Origin of the sequence: Mycobacterium sp. E2699 (assembly GCF_001666745.1) — a bacterium.
GTDB lineage: Bacteria > Actinomycetota > Actinomycetes > Mycobacteriales > Mycobacteriaceae > Mycobacterium.
This window is the reverse complement of sequence record NZ_LZJH01000143.1, coordinates 132782-149478: the sequence shown is the minus strand read 5'-3', so window position 1 is coordinate 149478 and position 16697 is coordinate 132782. Positions and strand designations below refer to the sequence as shown.

Annotated in this window: 12 protein-coding genes; 7 read left to right on the top strand and 5 right to left on the bottom strand. The window is 69.3% G+C overall.

The window, feature by feature from the left end; translation table 11 throughout:
- Positions 1-114: 114 nt before the first annotated feature.
- Positions 115-3783 (bottom strand): trehalose-phosphatase, encoded by a 3669-nt coding sequence (gene otsB / locus A5696_RS24335; protein ID WP_067883532.1) that lies wholly within the window; start codon positions 3781-3783, stop codon positions 115-117.
- A gap of 126 nt (positions 3784-3909) precedes the next feature.
- Here otsB and A5696_RS24330 point away from each other — a divergent pair, with 126 nt between their 5' ends.
- From A5696_RS24330 to A5696_RS24310, 5 genes are all read left to right on the top strand, one after another.
- On the top strand, positions 3910-4797 hold the full coding sequence (locus A5696_RS24330) for a universal stress protein (RefSeq protein WP_067883531.1): 888 nt from the start codon (positions 3910-3912) through the stop codon (positions 4795-4797).
- A 90-nt stretch (positions 4798-4887) separates the two neighbouring features.
- Complete coding sequence (locus A5696_RS24325) at positions 4888-6327, top strand: bifunctional aminoglycoside phosphotransferase/ATP-binding protein (RefSeq protein ID WP_067883562.1); 1440 nt, start codon at positions 4888-4890, stop codon at positions 6325-6327.
- Between the two features lie 67 nt (positions 6328-6394).
- Entirely contained in the window at positions 6395-7384 is a 990-nt protein-coding gene (locus A5696_RS24320) for an NAD(P)H nitroreductase (protein WP_067883530.1), read from the top strand.
- A gap of 34 nt (positions 7385-7418) precedes the next feature.
- A complete protein-coding gene (locus tag A5696_RS24315) occupies positions 7419-8522 on the top strand; it encodes a 3-oxoacyl-ACP synthase III family protein (RefSeq protein WP_067883529.1) in 1104 nt (367 codons plus the stop codon).
- On the top strand, positions 8506-9384 hold the full coding sequence (locus A5696_RS24310) for a 3-oxoacyl-[acyl-carrier-protein] synthase III C-terminal domain-containing protein (RefSeq protein ID WP_067883528.1): 879 nt from the start codon (positions 8506-8508) through the stop codon (positions 9382-9384). The genes A5696_RS24315 and A5696_RS24310 overlap by 17 nt, the downstream gene beginning before the upstream one ends.
- Before the next feature lie 257 nt (positions 9385-9641).
- On the opposite strand, the gene ppsA is transcribed toward A5696_RS24310, so the two are convergent.
- Positions 9642-12038: a phosphoenolpyruvate synthase gene (gene ppsA, locus A5696_RS24305; protein WP_067883527.1), complete on the bottom strand. Its 2397-nt coding sequence runs from the start codon at positions 12036-12038 to the stop codon at positions 9642-9644.
- A 110-nt stretch (positions 12039-12148) separates the two neighbouring features.
- On the opposite strand from ppsA, the gene A5696_RS24300 reads away from it, so the two are divergent.
- Positions 12149-13534, top strand: a complete 1386-nt coding sequence (locus tag A5696_RS24300) for a wax ester/triacylglycerol synthase family O-acyltransferase (protein WP_067883526.1) — start codon at positions 12149-12151, stop codon at positions 13532-13534.
- On the opposite strand, the gene A5696_RS24295 is transcribed toward A5696_RS24300, so the two are convergent.
- Positions 13524-14216, bottom strand: a complete 693-nt coding sequence (locus A5696_RS24295) for a PAS and ANTAR domain-containing protein (protein WP_067883525.1) — start codon at positions 14214-14216, stop codon at positions 13524-13526. The genes A5696_RS24300 and A5696_RS24295 overlap by 11 nt on opposite strands.
- Positions 14217-14296: 80 nt before the next feature.
- Complete coding sequence (locus A5696_RS24290; RefSeq protein WP_067883561.1) at positions 14297-14755, bottom strand: Hsp20/alpha crystallin family protein; 459 nt, start codon at positions 14753-14755, stop codon at positions 14297-14299.
- A gap of 143 nt (positions 14756-14898) precedes the next feature.
- Here A5696_RS24290 and A5696_RS24285 point away from each other — a divergent pair, with 143 nt between their 5' ends.
- Positions 14899-15264 (top strand): helix-turn-helix transcriptional regulator, encoded by a 366-nt coding sequence (locus tag A5696_RS24285; protein ID WP_067883524.1) that lies wholly within the window; start codon positions 14899-14901, stop codon positions 15262-15264.
- Here the strand turns inward: A5696_RS24285 and A5696_RS24280 are convergent.
- Positions 15261-16577, bottom strand: coding sequence for an NAD(P)/FAD-dependent oxidoreductase (locus tag A5696_RS24280; protein ID WP_067883523.1), 1317 nt, complete (start codon positions 16575-16577; stop codon positions 15261-15263). The genes A5696_RS24285 and A5696_RS24280 overlap by 4 nt on opposite strands.
- Positions 16578-16697: the final 120 nt, after the last annotated feature.

The following is a 16697-nucleotide window of genomic DNA, read 5'->3' as shown; positions in this document are numbered from 1 at the left end:
TGCGATCCCCAGGGCCGTTATCCAACGACGTTATCGGCGGGCGACGGCGTGTCAGGAGGGCCGTTGGACCCCCATTTCGGGAAATTGGTCCTTGCGGGCTCGGCCGGCCGGGCGTCATGCGACCTCGATACTGTGCCCGGGCAACAGCTGCTGCACGCGGCCGCGGCACTCGACCGTGATGGCTCGGGCGTTGCCGGACTCGGACGTCAGAACGCCGGTCAGTCCGGTGATCCTCAGATGAACCCGCTGGCTGCGATAGACGAAGGGGAACTCGATGGGGCCGAGCGCCTCGGGCCAGTGCGGGGCGAGCACCAACCGGTCGTCGCGAGTTTCCAGGCCGGTGAAGCACCGTTGCAGCAGGTCGACGCTGCCCGCCATGGCCGCCAGGTGTATCCCTTCCGACGTGGTGCCGCCCTGGATGTCGACGACGTCGGAGCTGAGCACCTGCACAAAGTACCGCATGGCGTGGTGCCGGTGCGCGCGAGTGAGCACCCACGAATGCACGATCGCGGACAGCGTCGATCCGTCCGAGGTCCGCGACAGGTAGTAGTCGATGGTCTTGGGAATCTGCTCCGGCGCGAAGCGGTAGCCGAGCCGGCCGAACAGGCCCAGCAATTCCTCCGACGACAGCAGGTAGAACAGCATCAGCGCGTCGGCTTGTTTGGACGCCTTGTAGTTGTTGACGCTGTCGTTCTCGGCTTCCAGGATGCGATCGAGTCGCTGGATGTTGCCGTAGCGCTGCCGGTAGGCGTCCCAATCCAGTTCGTCCAGTTCGGAATAGCCCTCGAACTGGCTGATCACGCCGTCGTGGAATGGGACGAACATCCGCCGCGTCACGTGATCCCACCGAGCGAGCTCGTCGGTCGTGAGGCCCACCTTGCCGACCAGGTCGAGCCGGTCGCGCAGCGGCAGCAGGTCCAGGGCGTCCATCGCCCGCATGATCACCCAGACCGCCAGCACGTTGGTGTATGCGTTGTTGTCGATCCCGTCGTACTCCTTGCCGGGATAACCGGAATGGAACTCGTCGGGGCCGATGATCCCCCGGATCGTGTAGCGCCCGCGGGTGTCATCGAAGGTGGCCAAACCCACCCAGAATCGGGCGATCTCGACCAGCATCTCGGCGCCGTAGTCGCCGAGCCATTGGCGGTCACCGGTCACCTGGTAGTGCTGCCACGCGTTGTACGCGATGGCGAGGCCGACGTGGTGTGCGCGCGCACTGGCGTCCGGGTTCCACCGGCCGGACTGCGGATTGAGGTGCACCTCCTGGCTCACCTCGCGCCCGTCGCTGCCCGATTGCCACGGGTACATCGCGCCGAGATACCCGGCCCGCCGCGCGGCGCGGCGCGCCTCGGGCAGCCGCCGGTACCGGTAGAGCAGCAGCGAACGGGCGACGTTCGGCAGGCGCAGGCTCAGCACAGGGGAGACGAACAAGGCGTCCCAGAAGACGTGGCCGCGATAGGCTTCGCCGTGCAGCCCCCGCGCCGGCACCCCGGCGTCGAGTTCGGCGGTGTGCGGCGAAATCGTCTGCAGCACATGCAATAAATGCAGCCGCAGGACGCGCAGCATCAGCGTGTTGTCGGCAATGCCGATGTTGCACTGCTCCCAGAGCCGGTCCCACGCCCGGGCGTGCTGCCGGTGCAGGTCGGCGTAGCGGCCGGCGGCGTCGAGGTATTGCTGTGCGGCGCTTGCCGGTTCGGAGATGGCGGTGTCGCGGCCGGTGAAGAAGGTCGCGACCTTCTCGCACGTGACCGACTGGCCCGCCGACAGAGTGACCGCGATGTTGTGACCGCCGCGGTCGCCGTCGACCACGACGGCGTACTGGGCGTCCGCCCTGGCGTCCTCGCGCCACAGGGTGGTGCGGGCCGCGACCGCGATCGAGATGTTCGACTGCGATGTTTCCGTGCGCAACAGCACGGAGTCGGGCGCTATTTCGTCTATCACGGTCCCGGTCAGGTGTGCGCTGGACAACGACCGGTAGCGCTCGACCATGGTGTTTTCCACGCTGCCGTCCAGCAGGGAGCTGAACTCGATTGTGCCCGACCAGTTCTCGGCGCTGACGGTGGTCCGCATGGCCAGGAGGTGGGGCTGGTGCATGGATGCGAAGCGCTGCTGGGCGAGCGTCGTGATCTGACCCGATCCGTCCCGGAATCGCAGCGTGCGGGTCAGCGTCGCATGACGCAGATCGAACGTCTGCCGGTAGGACAATATTTCGGCTTTCGAGAAGGCTTCGTCGACGTGAAACCACGGCCCGCCGTTGATCCGGAACGTCAGCGACAGCCAGTTGGGCAGGTTGACCAGGCTTTCGTTCTCGATGGTGCGGCCCGCGACCCGATCCGCCAGGGTGTTGTATATGCCGGCGGCGTAGGTGCCCGGGTAATGGGCGTCGGACGCGGCCGCCTCGGGTGCGCAGCCCCGGGTCGCGATGTAGCCGTTGCCGACGGTGCACAGCGCCTCGCGCAGCCGCTCGTACTGCGGGTCATAGCCCTCGTACACGAGCTCCCAGGCGTCGTCGGCTTTCGATGAGACGGATTCCAGGTCTTTGGCCAGTCGGCCGACGAATTCGGCTACGGCCGACGGGCTTTCGAGGCTGAACAGCGCGGCGGACTCGCGATCACCGTCGTCGTCATGGCGCACCACGATTCCGACGCCGTCGAATTGGACCGCGTCGAACGCGTCCTCGTCGGTGATGTCGTCGCCGACATAAAGCGGCAACACGGTGCCCGAGTCGGCGTCGCTGCCCAAGATGCGCTGCAGGAGCCAGTTGAGCGTGGTGCCGGCGTCCCCGTCCATGTTGGGGCGAAGCTGGATGACTTTGCGGCCGGGGGTGACCCGGAGCCCCTCGGAGCGGCCGAGCTCGCGGGCGGTCCTGATCACCCGGTCGACGTTGAAGGGATTGGCGTGGCGATAGTGAACCGCGATACTAAAGCGCTTGCGCTCCACCACTATTCCCGAGATATCGCTCAGCGTCTCCGCCAAGCGCTCGGCGGCGCGTGCCAGGGCGCGGGTGGCGGCGGCGGCCGCCGCGTTCTCCTGAGTGGTGCCGTCCGGCGCCGTCAATTCGAGGCCGTGGCTGCCCGCGTACCACACCCCGTCGACCCCGACCCGGCCGCGGACATCGCTGACATCGCGGCCGCTGACCACCGCCACCGGGCAGCGCGCGGCGAGCGCGCGCAGCGCGTCGTCGGCACCCGCGACGAGCGACGCCGAGTCCGGGTGATCGACGATCTCGGACAGCGTGCCGTCGAAGTCGAGGAAGACTACCGGTCGCCGGTTGGCGACCAGTTCCTTCACCTGCCCGTAGGCCTGCATTGCGTCGGTGATCTTCGACATGGCCGCCCCACCGCTGCGCACCGAGATCCCGGCCAGGTCGGCGATCACGGTGTCGGCGCCGCACGACAGCAACTCGTCGGCGTCGCCGTTGCGCGTAATCCCGATGACGAGGCCCATGCCCAGGTCCGCGCCGGCCTTGATGCCGGCCGGGTCGTGGTCGATGAGGACGCAACGCACCGGGCGCACCCCCAGGCGGTTGGCCGTGTGCGCCGCGTCGCCGTCCACAACGCCCACCAGGTCGTCAATTCCGGCGGCGCGCAGGAGCTGCGCGCAGTCCCGGACAGGCGAGTGTACGGCCGTCGCGACGCCTGCATCCCGCAACCGGCGCAGCAGCGGGACGGTCGAATCGCGCGCCTCGACCCCATCGTCCGCGGTCTCGGAGACGACGCTGTCCAGGCCGAGGAGCACCGCGTCGTGGTAGCGCCTGTCGATGGTGGCGGGCCATTCGGTCACATCTGTGACGATGCCACCTCGCGGCCCCGGTCAACGGGGCCTGATGTCCACGGGTTTGGGGACTAAAGCCTCATGATCGACGACCGTTCGGCCAATAGCGTTTTCACCCGTATAGGGAGGAAAACTATGTCCACACCCATCAACCGGCACGGCATCGTCGTCGGAGTCGACGGATCGCCGGCCTCCGGCGCCGCCGTCTGCTGGGCCGCCCGCGACGCGGCGATGCGGAACGTCCCGCTGACACTGGTCCACATGTACAGCACCTACGTGCCGACCTTTCCCCAGATACCGCTTCCGGCGGGGGTCACGGTATGGCAGGAACAGGACGGCCAACAGGCCCTCGAGCAGGCGATCAAGATCGCCGAGGACGCGGTCAAGGGGGACCAGAAGATTTCCATCAGCAGCGAACTGAAGTGTTCACCGCCGGTGGCGACGCTGGTGGAGCTGTCCGAAGAGGCCGAGATGGTGGTCGTCGGCAGCAACGGGCGCGGGGCGGTGGGCCGGCTGCTGCTGGGGTCGGTCAGCACCGGCGTGGTTCAGCACGCGAAGTGCCCGGTGGCGGTCATCCGGGACGAGGATCCGTTGATGCCGCGCCCGCAGCAGGCCCCCGTGCTGGTGGGCATAGACGGCTCGCCCGCGTCCGAGCTTGCGACGGCGATCGCCTTCGACGAGGCGTCCCGCCGCGGGGTCGACCTGCAGGCGCTGCACGCGTGGAGCGACGTTCAGGTGCTCGAAATGCCCGGATTCGACTGGGCCGTCGTGAAAGCCGAAGCCGAGCGCAGCCTGGCCGAACGCCTGGCCGGCTGGCAGGAACGCTACCCCGACGTCACGGTGCACCGGCTCCTCGTCTGCGATCGGCCGGCCCGCCAGCTGATCGAGAAATCGGAGTCCGCGCAATTGGTCGTCGTCGGCAGTCACGGCCGCGGCGGCATCGCCCGGACGCTGCTGGGTTCCGTCAGCAACGCCGTCGTGCACTCGGTCCGGATGCCGGTGATCGTGGCCCGGCCGTCGTAGGGGTTGGCACAAATACCCCCGGCGACGGACGCTGGGTCGGTGACCGACACTGCGGTGCCATACATCGAGGTACACGAAACCCACACGGGCATGGTCGTGCTGGCCGGTGACCGGGCTTTCAAGGCGAAAAAGCCGGTGCTGACCGACTTTCTCGACTTTCGCGCGCCGGAGCAGCGCGAGCGCGCGTGCCGGCGTGAGGTCGAGCTGAACAGCCGGCTGTCGCCCGACAGCTACCTCGGGGTCGCCCACCTCAGCGACCCGGCCGGCGGACCGGCCGAACCGATCGTCGTCATGCGTCGCTACCGCGACGAGGATCGGCTGGCGTCGATCGTGCGGCGCGGCGCCGGCGAGCCCGTTGCGGGCCTGCTGGACGCCATCGCCGCCGTGCTGGCGCGGTTTCACCAGGGCGCCGAGCGGGGCCCGGCGATCGACGCCGAGGGCAAGCCCGGCGCGATCGACCGCCGCTGGCGGGACAACCTCGCCGAACTCGACCGCTACGCGGGCACGCTGCCGCCCGAGTCCCTGTCGCGGGTGCGGCACCTCGCCGCCGAATTCCTCGCGGGCCGCGGGCCGCTGTTCGGGCGGCGCATCGAGGAGGGGCTCATCGTCGACGGCCATGGCGACCTGCTCGCCGACGACATCTTCTGCGTCCCGGGCGGACCCGCGCTGCTGGACTGCCTGGAGTTCGACGACAAACTCCGCTACGTCGACTGCGTCGACGACGCCGCCTTCCTCGCGATGGATCTTCAGTTCCTGGGCCGCAAGGACCTTGGCGAGCACTTCCTGCAGCGCTACGCCGCGCACTCGGCGCGCGCCGTGCCGCCGGCGCTCGCGCATTTCTACATCGCCTACCGCGCCGGTGTCCGGGCGAAGGTCGACTGCGTGCGGCTGTCACAGGGCAAGCCCGAGGCGGCCGGCGACGCCGGCCGGCACCTCGCCATCGCCGTCGAGCAGCTGGAAGCCGCGCGGGTGCGCCTGGCGCTGGTCGGCGGCAACCCCGGTACCGGCAAGTCCACCGTCGCCCGGGCCCTCGCTGAACGGACTGGGGCGCAGGTGATCTCCACCGACGACGTGCGGCGGGAGCTGCGGGATGCGCGCGCGATCACCGGGGACGCCGGCCTGCTGAACGAGGGACTGTACAGCCCGGGCAACGTCGAAGCCGTCTACGAGGCCGCCCTGCGGCGGGCGCGCCCGCTGCTCGCCGAGGGGCACTCGGTGATCCTCGACGGCACCTGGCGGGATCCGCGGATGCGCGCCGAGGCCCGTCGCCTCGCGTCCGAAACACATTCGGCGACGGTCGAACTGCGGTGCGAGGCGGCGACCGACACGGCCGCCGGCCGCATCACCACCAGGCCGCCCGGCAACTCCGAAGTAACCCGGGAGATCGCGGCGGTGTTGGCCGCCCAGCAAGGCGGCTGGGAGACCGCGCACCGGATCGACACCTCCGGGTCCGCCGAGGACTCGGCGCGACAGGCCCTCGGCGTCTGGCGCTCCTCCTTGGAGCCCAACGCCCCGGTCGTTCGGGACTAACGGCCCTGTCAGCCCGGCGAGCCGAATTCTTAGTGTCGACTTGCAGAGGCTAGTTGAGGTGGTTGACATGCTGGTGAAGGCGCCGGACTCCGAGGCCATCCGGGACGCAGTGATGTTGGCGAGCCGGGCCCCCTCGCTGCACAACAGTCAGCCCTGGCGGTGGGTGGTCGAGGGCGCGCGCCTGCAGCTGTGGGCCGATCCCCGGCGCCTGATGCACGCGACCGACCGCACGGGACGGGAATTGATCTTGAGCTGCGGAGCGGTGCTCGACCACCTCAGGGTCGCCATGGCGGCCGCCGGCTGGGACTCCGTGACCACCCGCCTTCCGGTTGCCTCGGAACCGGACCTGCTGGCCGCCGTCGAGTTCCGGCCGGTCGATGTCGTGACGGACGCGCAGCGGCAACGGGCCGCCGCGATCGGGCGGCGGCGCACGGATCGGTTGCCGTTCGCCGTCCCGCGGAGGTGGGCGTCGGTGGAGACGGCGCTGCGCCGCGCGGTTCTGCCCTATCAGGTGTTGCTGGACGTGGTGGCCGACGATGCGCGGCCAACCCTGGCCGAGGCATCACACCTGATCGAGCAGCTGCGCCGCTTCGACACGTCCTACATATCCGAGTTGCGCTGGTGGACATCCCCGTTCGAGTCGGACGCCACCCACGTCCCGGACGGCGCGCTGGTGTCCGGCGCGGAAGCCGCGACGGTGGACATCGCGCGCACCTTCCCCCCGGCCGGCGTGGACCCGCACCGCTCGGGAGTCGACCACGACCGCTCCAAGATCGTGGTGCTCTCCACGCTGCACGACGACTCTCGGCTGGACGTGCTGCGCTGCGGGGAGGCGCTGTCGGCGGTGTTGCTCGAGTGCACCGTGGCCGGGATGGCCACCTGCACCTTGACCCACATGACCGAGATGGCCATGAGCCGAGACACCATCAGGCAGCTCACCGGGACCGAAGGAACGCCGCAGCTGCTGATCCGGGTCGGCGAATCGACGCTGAACGGCCCCCCCGTCGAATCCACCGCCCGGCGGCTGGTGACCGAGGTCCTGGAGTTTCGCAGGTGACGGGCGGCCCGCACCGAACAAGGAGGTGTCGCCGATGACTCGGCATTGGCTGGTGATGGAGACCGCCGCGGAGGGTGCCCCCGCCCCGTTCGTCGCCCGGGTGGCCGGCGCCGGCCGGCAGCTGCCCGAGACCCGGCTCACCACAGACGAATTGATGGCTAGCACCCGCCACCGCACCCACATCGACCTGGAGCGGTTGACCGGGATCCGCGAGCGCCGCGTCTCCGTGGGCGACGAGGACTCCTACAGCCTGGCCACCTCGGCGGCGCTGAACTGCCTGGCCACCGCGCAGCAGGACCCGGCGGCGCTCGAGGTGGTGATCAGCTGCAGCATCACGAAATTCCGCGGCGGGCTCACCCAATGGCTGGAGCCGACGATGAGCTCCGCGGTGGCCCACGCGATCGGGGCGCCGCAGGCGATGACGTTCGACGTGTCGAACGCCTGCGCCGGAATGCTCACGGGTGTAACGATTCTGAACAACTGGATCCGACAGGGGATCGTCGAGCGGGGGCTGGTCGTCAGCGGTGAGTACATCTCGCAGCTGGGCCACAACGCGGCCCGCCACATTCGCAACATCATGAGCAAGGAGCTCGCTTGCCTCACCCTCGGTGACGCCGGCGCGGCGTTGCTGCTCGAGCGGGCTCCCGTGGGCTCGGCGGGGATCAGCCTCGCCGGCTTCACCACGGTGGCGGACTACAGCCGGCTCTGCCTGGCATACCCGGAGGGCCACGATCCAGGCGCGCGCATGTTCACCAACTCCCGCGCCATCCAGAAGGCCGCGATCGCCAACACCCCGCTGCTGTTGAGCGAAGTGCTTGATACCGTGGGTCTTTCGATCCACGACATCGACCACGTGATCACCCATCAGACCTCGGCGCGTGCCATCCGCAAGGGCATGGCCCGCATGTCGGAGGCGTTCGGCGACAGCCCGCGGCACGACGCCGTGATCACCGTCGACCGCTACGGCAACACGGCGTCGACCACCCATACCGTGGCGCTGGTCGAAGAACTCGAGGCCGGGCGCATCGAGCCGGGGGAGACGGTCGCGCTGCTCGCGCTGGCCTCGGGATTGGAGATCGGCGTGGTCTTGCTGACCCTGGACGAGGATCTGGTGAACCGCTATGGGCACAGTCATTGATCGAGTCGACCTCGCGCACCCGCGGCTGCGCGGCCGGCACAGCGCGCTGCGGTTGGCGGTAACCGCCGCGAAGGACTGCCTGCAGCGGGCCGGATGTGACCCGGACGAACTGGATCTGGTTGTCAACGCCGGGATCTACCGCGACCGCAACCTGGGGGAGCCGGCGCTGGCCGCGCTGATCCAGGACGACATCGGGGCCAATCCCGAGGATCCGCACGCGGGCGCGCACGGCACCTTCTCCTTCGACGTCGCCAACGGCTCCTGCGGGGTGTTGACCGCTCTGCACATCGTCGACGGGTTCCTGCGGACACACAGCGTCCACCGTGCGCTGATCGTGGCCAGCGACGCCGACCCGGGTCACGGGATGAGCGAGCACTTCCCGTTCTCGGCGGCCGGCGCCGCGGTGCTGTGCCGGTGGACCGACGACGACCACGGCCTGAGCCGGGTGTCGTGGGTCAACACCGACGAACCCGAGACCTTCTCCGCCACAGTGGGGTTCGCCGATGCGCGGAACGTCTTGCGGTTCAACCAGTCGCAGGACGTCGATGAGCGATTCGCCGCGGCGGCCGCGGCGGCGGCACGCGCCTGCCTGGATGCCCAGTCGGCGAGCCTGGCGGACATCGACGTGATCGTCGCCGCACCGGCCCGGCCCGGGTATCGCGCCGCGCTGAGCGAGGCGCTCGGGGTGCCGGTCGAAAAGGTCCGCGTCGCAGAGGATTCGCGCGTGCACACGGCCGCGCTGGCGGCGGCGTTCGAGCCGGAGGCCGAACGGCTGCCTGCGGGCGCGCGGGTGCTGCTGGTCGCCGCGGGCGCGGGCGTCACCGCCGGTGCGGCGCTGTATCGCCAGCCGGAGCGGGTCTGAGGTCTTGCGGCTTTGCGTGTGCGTTCAGGGCTTTGCGTGTGCGCACAGGGCTTTGCGTGTGCGCACAGGGTGGTTCCCATCGGCGTGTCGCCGCCGTGAGCGCACACGCAACGCCCAGCATTCACACGCAACGCCGAGCAGTCACACGCAACGCCCAGCAGTCACACGCAACGCCCAGCATTCACACGCAACGCCGAGCATTCACACGCAACGCCCAGCAGTCACGCGCAACGCCAGGATGACGCCCGGAGAGCATTTCACTGCAGCGGCACCGCCTGGCGCTCCAGCTCGAGGATCTGGCGGGTGGTCTTCACCACCACGTCGGGGTTCAGGCTGATCGAGTCGATGCCGGCGCGGACGAGGAACTCGGCCATGTCCGGGTAATCCGACGGCGCCTGCCCGCACAGCCCCGAGTGAATCCCGTTGCGGCGGCAGCCTTCCACGGCCAACCGGATCATCTCCTTGACGCCGTCGTCGCGTTCGTCGTAGTCGAAGGCGACGATCTCGCTGTCGCGGTCGACGCCGAGGGTCAGCTGCGTCAGGTCGTTGGAGCCGATGGAGAAGCCGTCGAAGCGCTTGGCGAACTGATCCAGCAGGATCACGTTGTTGGGGATCTCGCACATCGCGTAGACCTCGAGCCCGTTCTGGCCGCGCCGCAGGCCCAGGTCGGCCATCGTCGAAAGCACCAGGTCCGCCTCGGCCACCCGGCGCACGAACGGAAGCATGATGACGACGTTGGTCAGGCCCATCTCCTCGCGGACCCGCTTCATCGCCCGGCACTCCAGCGCGAAGCCCTCGGCGTAGGCCGGGTGCGCGTAGCGCGAGGCGCCGCGGAAGCCGATCATCGGGTTGCTTTCGGTGGGCTCGAAGGCGTTGCCCCCCAACAGGCTCGCGTATTCGTTGGTCTTGAAGTCGGACATCCGGACCACCACGGGCTTGGGCCAAAAGGCCGCCGCGATGGTGCCGATGCCCTCGGAGAGGCGCTCCACGAAGAACGCGGCCCCGTCGGGGTAGCCGCGGGTGAGCCGTTCGATGGTGCGCAGCGCCTCGGCGTCGCCGACCTTCTCGGGGTGCAGCAGCGCCATCGGGTGCACCTTGATGTATTCGCTGACGATGAACTCCATCCGGGCAAGTCCCACACCGTCATTCGGCAAGAACGACGTCTTGAACGCCAGATCCGGGTTGCCGAGGTTGACCATGATCTGGGTCCGGGGCCGCGGCAGCCCGGCCACCTCGGTGCGGTCGACGTGGAAGCCCACCTCGCCGCGGTAGACCCGCCCGGTGTCGCCCTCGACGCACGAGACGGTGACGACGTCGCCGTCGGGGACGCTCGTAGTGGCGTCGCCGGCGCCGACCACGGCCGGGATGCCCAGTTCGCGCGCGATGATCGCGGCGTGGCAGGTGCGACCGCCGCGGTTGGTCACGATCGCGGCGGCGATCTTCATGACGGGTTCCCAGTCGGGCGTGGTGGTGTCGGCGACCAGCACCTGCCCGGGCTGGAAGTTCGACAGGTGCTCGAGGTGGTCTATTCGTTTGGCCACTCCCGACGCGACCTTCTCGCCGACCGAGCGCCCCTCGGTGAGCACCTCTCCTTTGCCTTCCAACACATAGGACTCCACCGTGGTCAGGCTGCGCTGTGATGCCGCCGTCTCGGGGCGGGCCTGGACGATGTAGAGCCGCCCGTCCAGTCCGTCTTTGGCCCACTCGATGTCCATCGGCCGGCCGTAGTGCTTCTCGATGGTGCACGCATACCCGGCCAGCTCCAGGACGTCCGCGTCGGTGACGCAGAACCGGGCCCGGTCGGCCTTGGGCGTGGGGATGTTGCGTGTCGTGTGCTTCGTGCCGCCCTCGACGAACACCATCTTCACCGCCTTGTCGCCGACCAGGCGGCGCAGCACGGCGCGGTGGCCGGCCAGGTAGGTCGGCTTGTGGACGTAGAACTCGTCGGGGTCGACGGCGCCCTGCACCACGTTCTCGCCGAGGCCGTAGGCGCCGGTGATGAAAACGACGTCGTTGAAGCCCGATTCGGTGTCGAGGGTGAACATCACGCCCGACGACGCGAGGTCGGAGCGCACCATCTTCATGATCCCGATCGACAGCGACACCTTGAAATGGTCGAAGCCCTGGTCGATGCGGTAGTGGATGGCCCGGTCGGTGAACAGGCTGGCAAAACACCGGCGGCACGCGTCCAGCAGGCTCTCGGGCCCCCGGACGTTGAGGAAGGTCTCCTGCTGGCCGGCGAAACTGGCCGTCGGCAGGTCCTCGGCGGTCGCCGAGCTGCGCACCGCGAGGCTGACCTCCTCGCCGTACTCGGCTTGCAGCATCCGGTAGGCGGCCACGATCTCGGCGGCCAGGTCGTCGGGAAGCCCTGCGCCGTAGACGATTTCGCGGGCCCGCTTGCCCCGGCGCGCCAGCCCGGCGACGTCGTCGGGGTCGAGGCCGTCGAGCTCGGCGTGCAGGGCGTCCCAGGCGCCGGCCCGGTCCAGCATGTGCCGGTACGCCTGCGCCGTGGTGGCGAAGCCGTGCGGGACGCGGATGCCCTGCCCGGACAGTTTCTGGTACATCTCGCCGAGCGAGGCGTTCTTGCCGCCGACCACCGGCACGTCGTCGATGCCTATTTCTTCGAAGAACCGAATGTAGTTGAACCCGCTCATGGGCCTCACGATATGACCCGCCGGCGCCGCCGCGCTGCCGTCATTAGGCCCCGAAAGGTGAGGACTTCTGGCTCTGACCACGGGGCCGCGCGGGGGCGGAAAGTAGCGAGATGGAGCAATTGACCGCGCTCGACGCGACGTTCCTCGAAGTCGAAGACTCCGATCCGCACGTGAGCCTGGCGGTCGGCGGCGTGTCGATCATGGAGGGGCCCGCTCCGGCCTACGACGAGTTCGTCGCCGCCTTCGCCGATCGCGCGCCGACCATTCCGCGGTGCCGGCAGGTGTTGCGGACCCGGCCGCTGGATCTCGGCGCCCCCGAATGGGTGGACGACCCGCATTTCGACATCGCCCGCCACCTGCACCGCCTGGCGCTGCCGCATCCCGGTGGCGACGCCGAGCTGTTCGAGACGATCGCGACCGTCATGGAGCGACGGCTCGACCGCGAGCGCCCGCTGTGGGAGTGCTACGTCATCGAGGGCCTCAGCGGCGACAGGTGGGCCGTCTTGACCAAGATTCACCACTGTGTCGCCGACGGCATCGCGACCGCCCAGCTGCTGGCGAGGTTCAGTGACGACGCGGAAGACCGCGGCGCCAACACCTTCGCCACCGACATCCGCGCCGCCAAGCGGCCGGACGGCTCCGGCCCGGGCCTGCCCAGGCTCGGCCTCAACCCGTTCAGCTGGATCGGCCAGATCGGGCGCGGCGCGCTCACGGCGGCGGCGACCGCCGAACACGTCGCGTTCGGCGCGGCCGAACTCACGGCGAGCGTGTTCCGCGCGGCGCCGGAATCCTCACTGAACGGTCCCGTCACGACGATGCGACGGTTCAGCGCGGCGCGAGTGCGGCTGGCCGACCTGAAGCGGGTCGCCCGGGCATTCGACGTGACCCTCAACGACGTGGCGCTGGCGGCCATCACGGACAGCTACCGCAGGATGCTGCTCGAGCGCGGGGAACGGCCGACGCACAACTCGCTGCGCACCCTCGTCCCGGTCTCGGTCCGCCCGACCAACCACTTCGGCATGACCGACAACCAGGTCTCGGCGATGCTGCCGTTGCTGCCGGTCGACGAGGCCGATCCCGTCGAGCAGTTGCGGTTGGTGCACAGCCGGCTCACCAGGGCCAAGGCCAGCGGGCAGCGCGAGGGGGGCAGCGCGCTGGTCTCGGCGGCCCGCAACATCCCGTTCGCCTTGACCGCGTGGGGGATTCGCCTGCTGGCGCGGCTGCCCCAGCGGGCGGTGGTCGCGCTGGCGACCAACGTTCCCGGACCGCGCAAGAAGCAGACGCTGATGGGCCGGCGGGTGCTGGAAATCCTGCCGGTCCCGCCGATCGCGTTGCAGGTGCGCACGGGCGTCGCGATGCTCAGCTACGCCGACACGTTCGTCTTCGGCATCACCGCCGACTACGACACCGCACCGGACATCGAGGCGCTCGCCGCGGGCATCGAGCGCGGCGTCGCCCAGTTGGTGAAGGCCGCGCGCAAATCCGCTAGCCGTTGACCGGTTGATTGGCGGAGCGGCGGATGCGCCGGGGCGCGGTCAGCAGCAGGTGGTCGAACTCCGACTGTGAGTAGGGGGTCGGGCGGGCGTCCCGGAAGTCCTCGACGATCTGCTCGGCCAGCAGCCGCAGCTTGACGTTCGCCTCCTGCGACAACCATTTCAGCAGGTTGAAAGCGGCGCCGTCGTCGATGTTGTAGACCAGCATCAGCATGCCCTTGGCCTGCTCGATGCCGGCGCGGTGCTCGTTGATCTCCGCCAGGCGCGCGGTGACGAGCTCCTCCTGCGTGCCCTCGGCCAGCGGGGAGACGTCGATGTAGAACCCGTGCGTTCCGACCACCTCGCCCTCCTCGTCGAGGAGCTGGTCACCGACGACCACGATGTGGCGCACGTTGCCACCGGTGTCGATGATCCGGTGGCGGGTGCTGAACGCCTGGTGGTTGTTGAGGATCTGATCGATCGTCGCCGCGACCTGCCCGCGGTCGTCGGGGTGTTTATGCGCGAGCACCAACTCGGTCGTCGGGGTGACGCTGCCCGGTTGGTAGCCGTGGATCCGTTGCACCTCCTCGGACCATTCCCACCGCTGGTCCGCGAAATAGAACCGGAACCACCCCGCGCGCTGCGGCACGCCGCCCGCCAACGCCCCTTCGACAGCGGGCGTTTGGCCGTTCAGCTCCCATTTCATGGCGGACCTCGCCTCCTCGCGTCGATGATTCCGGCGCGGGGGAGGGCGGCGCCGGAAACGCCGCCCCGCCCGCGGATCGATCAGGCGTCTATCACCTCCCTCTTCGCGGCGTTTTCGTTGATTGCAGTGTGGCCTGCAGATCCGTTGCCGCGGCCGACCGTGATCTTGCGCGGCTTGGCGCGCTCGGCGACCGGGATGCGCAGTCTCAGCACGCCTTCAGCGTAGGAGGCCTCGATCTTGTCGGTGTCGAGATTTTCGCCGAGCACGAGCTGGCGGCTGAACACGCCGCGCGGCCGCTCGGTGGCCAGCATCTCGCGGTCGGGGTCGACGGCCGGCCGCTCGGCGCGCACAGTTACCACGTTGCGCTCGATGTCGATGTCCAGCGAGTCGGCGTCGATGCCCGGCAGGTCGAACTCGACGACGAATTGTTCGCCCTCGCGCCAGGCGTCCATCGGCATCACGGCGGGCCGGGCGGCCGTGCCCAGCACCTGCTGGGCGAAGCGGTCCAGGTCACGGAAGGGGTCGGTACGCATCAGCATGGCGGTCACCTCTCACTCCAATCTGCTGTTGTGAAGTGGCTATTACCTATGTCCAATGACATAGATTTCATATAACATCATCGACAGCTCACCGCAAGTGTGATAAAGAGATTTTCTGTGCAAGTTCGTTTGGGGGACGCCCGATGACCGACAACGCCGGTGACACCGCGGCGCCGGCGCCTGACCGCGGGGTGTACGGAATCTCCGTTGCCGCCGAGCTTTCCGGCATCCCGGTGCAGTCGCTGCGCCTCTACGAGCGCTACGGGCTGTTGGCGCCGGCCCGCAGCGACGGCGGAACGCGGCGTTACAGCGCCGACGACCTGGCCCGGCTCCAGCGCATCAGCGCGCTGGTTGACGCCGGGGTCAACCTGGCCGGCGTCGCGCGCATCCTGAGTCTCGAGGACGACAACGCCGCGCTGTCGGCGGCCAACTCCGACCTGCGCTCCACCAACCACAGTCTGCGCAGCGCGGCAAAAACCGCGGGAGCCAAGAAGCGGACCGGCGCCTAACCGGTCTTCGGCATCGGGATGCCCTCGCTGGCGGCGAATTGCGCGTCCTCCTCGGAGGACAGGCCGATCGACACCACCGACCGGGCGAACAGGGCGTCGGTCAGCCAGGCCAGCGCCACCGCCCACCGGTTGACCGCGCGCGGAACCGCGTAGAGGTGGTAGGCCCGTGTGACGGCCTTCGCCGGCAGCCCCGACAGGTGCACGCCCAGCGGGTTGGCGACGGCGTAGCGGGGCCCCAGGTCCACCACGAGACCCAGGTTGCGGTGCTTGTACTGCTTGACCGTGCCGTGCCCGAGGCTGGCGGCCACGTTGCGGGCGAGCACCTTGCCCTGACGCGTCGCGTGCTGCGCCGTCGGCGGCGTGATCTTTCCCGGTTGCGTCAGGTCGGGGACCGCCGCCGCGTCACCGGCCGCGAACACGCCGGGGTGGTCGGGCACCTGCAGGTCGGGTTGGACCGTGAGCCGGCCCCGCTCCGTCGGCAGGCCGAGCCGCTGGATCAGCGGCGCGCCGGTCACCCCCGTCACCCAGGCGACGGTGTGGGTGTCGACCCGCGAATCATCGCTGAGCACAACGTGATCCGCGTGCGCCTCTTTGAGCGTCGTGCCCAGCCGGACGTCGATGCCCCGGCGGCGCAGCACCTTGAGCGCGGCCTCGCCCAGCTTTGGTCCCACCTCGGGCATGACCTGCTCGGCCGTGTCCAGCAACAAAAACCTGGCGTCGGCGGCCGAAAAGCCCATCTGTTTGGCCGCCGCGTCGGCCAGGGCCCGCAGCTGGGCCACCAGTTCGGTGCCCGAATACGAGGCGCCGACCACCACGACGGTGCGCCGCGCCTGCGCCTGCCGGCCGGCCGGGTCGTCCTCGATGTTGGCCAGCTCGAGCTGCTCGACGAAGTGGTCGCGCAGGTAGAGCGCCTCGGCGGTGGTCTTCAGCCCCCTCGCGTGGGCGGCGAGCCCCGGCACGTCGAACAGCCGCGTCACCGAGCCCGGGGTGAGCACCAGCCGGTCCCACGACATGGTGTGGCTGCGTTCCTCGGGGTCGCAATAGGTCAGGGTGCGTTGCCGGAAGTCCACGCCGTCGACGCGGCCGCGCATGGCGCGGACCCCTTTGAGCGTGTTGGCCAGGGGAACCGCGACGAACCGGGCGTCGACGACCCCGCCCGCGACGTCGGGCAGCAGGGGCGTGTACAGCATGTAGTCGACCGGGGAAATCATCGTGATGTGGACGGGCGCCCGCCGTCGGCCCAGGATGCGGGTCAGGTGGCGGGCGCAGGTGAATCCGGTGAAGCCGCTGCCGACGATCACGATCGAGGTCATCAAGGCGAGTCTAACCCGTGCCGCCGGGTTAGCCCGACGCCGCCGGGGCGTCCCTGGACGCGGCCGTTATTTATTGCGCCACAACAATTCCGGGTTCGCACGGCGCTCGGCGCGCCGCGA

Excerpts from the sequence above, each read along its gene's own strand:
- A5696_RS24280 (WP_067883523.1), bottom strand. The coding sequence starts at position 16,577 with ATGACCTCGATCGTGATCGTCGGCAGCGGCTTCACCGGATTCACCTGC.
- A5696_RS24285 (WP_067883524.1), top strand. The coding sequence starts at position 14,899 with ATGACCGACAACGCCGGTGACACCGCGGCGCCGGCGCCTGACCGCGGG.
- A5696_RS24310 (WP_067883528.1), top strand. The coding sequence starts at position 8,506 with ATGGGCACAGTCATTGATCGAGTCGACCTCGCGCACCCGCGGCTGCGC.
- A5696_RS24330 (WP_067883531.1), top strand. The coding sequence starts at position 3,910 with ATGTCCACACCCATCAACCGGCACGGCATCGTCGTCGGAGTCGACGGA.
- ppsA (WP_067883527.1), bottom strand. The coding sequence starts at position 12,038 with ATGAGCGGGTTCAACTACATTCGGTTCTTCGAAGAAATAGGCATCGAC.
- A5696_RS24300 (WP_067883526.1), top strand. The coding sequence starts at position 12,149 with ATGGAGCAATTGACCGCGCTCGACGCGACGTTCCTCGAAGTCGAAGAC.
- A5696_RS24320 (WP_067883530.1), top strand. The coding sequence starts at position 6,395 with ATGCTGGTGAAGGCGCCGGACTCCGAGGCCATCCGGGACGCAGTGATG.
- A5696_RS24290 (WP_067883561.1), bottom strand. The coding sequence starts at position 14,755 with ATGCTGATGCGTACCGACCCCTTCCGTGACCTGGACCGCTTCGCCCAG.
- A5696_RS24295 (WP_067883525.1), bottom strand. The coding sequence starts at position 14,216 with ATGAAATGGGAGCTGAACGGCCAAACGCCCGCTGTCGAAGGGGCGTTG.
- A5696_RS24315 (WP_067883529.1), top strand. The coding sequence starts at position 7,419 with ATGACTCGGCATTGGCTGGTGATGGAGACCGCCGCGGAGGGTGCCCCC.
- A5696_RS24325 (WP_067883562.1), top strand. The coding sequence starts at position 4,888 with ATGGTCGTGCTGGCCGGTGACCGGGCTTTCAAGGCGAAAAAGCCGGTG.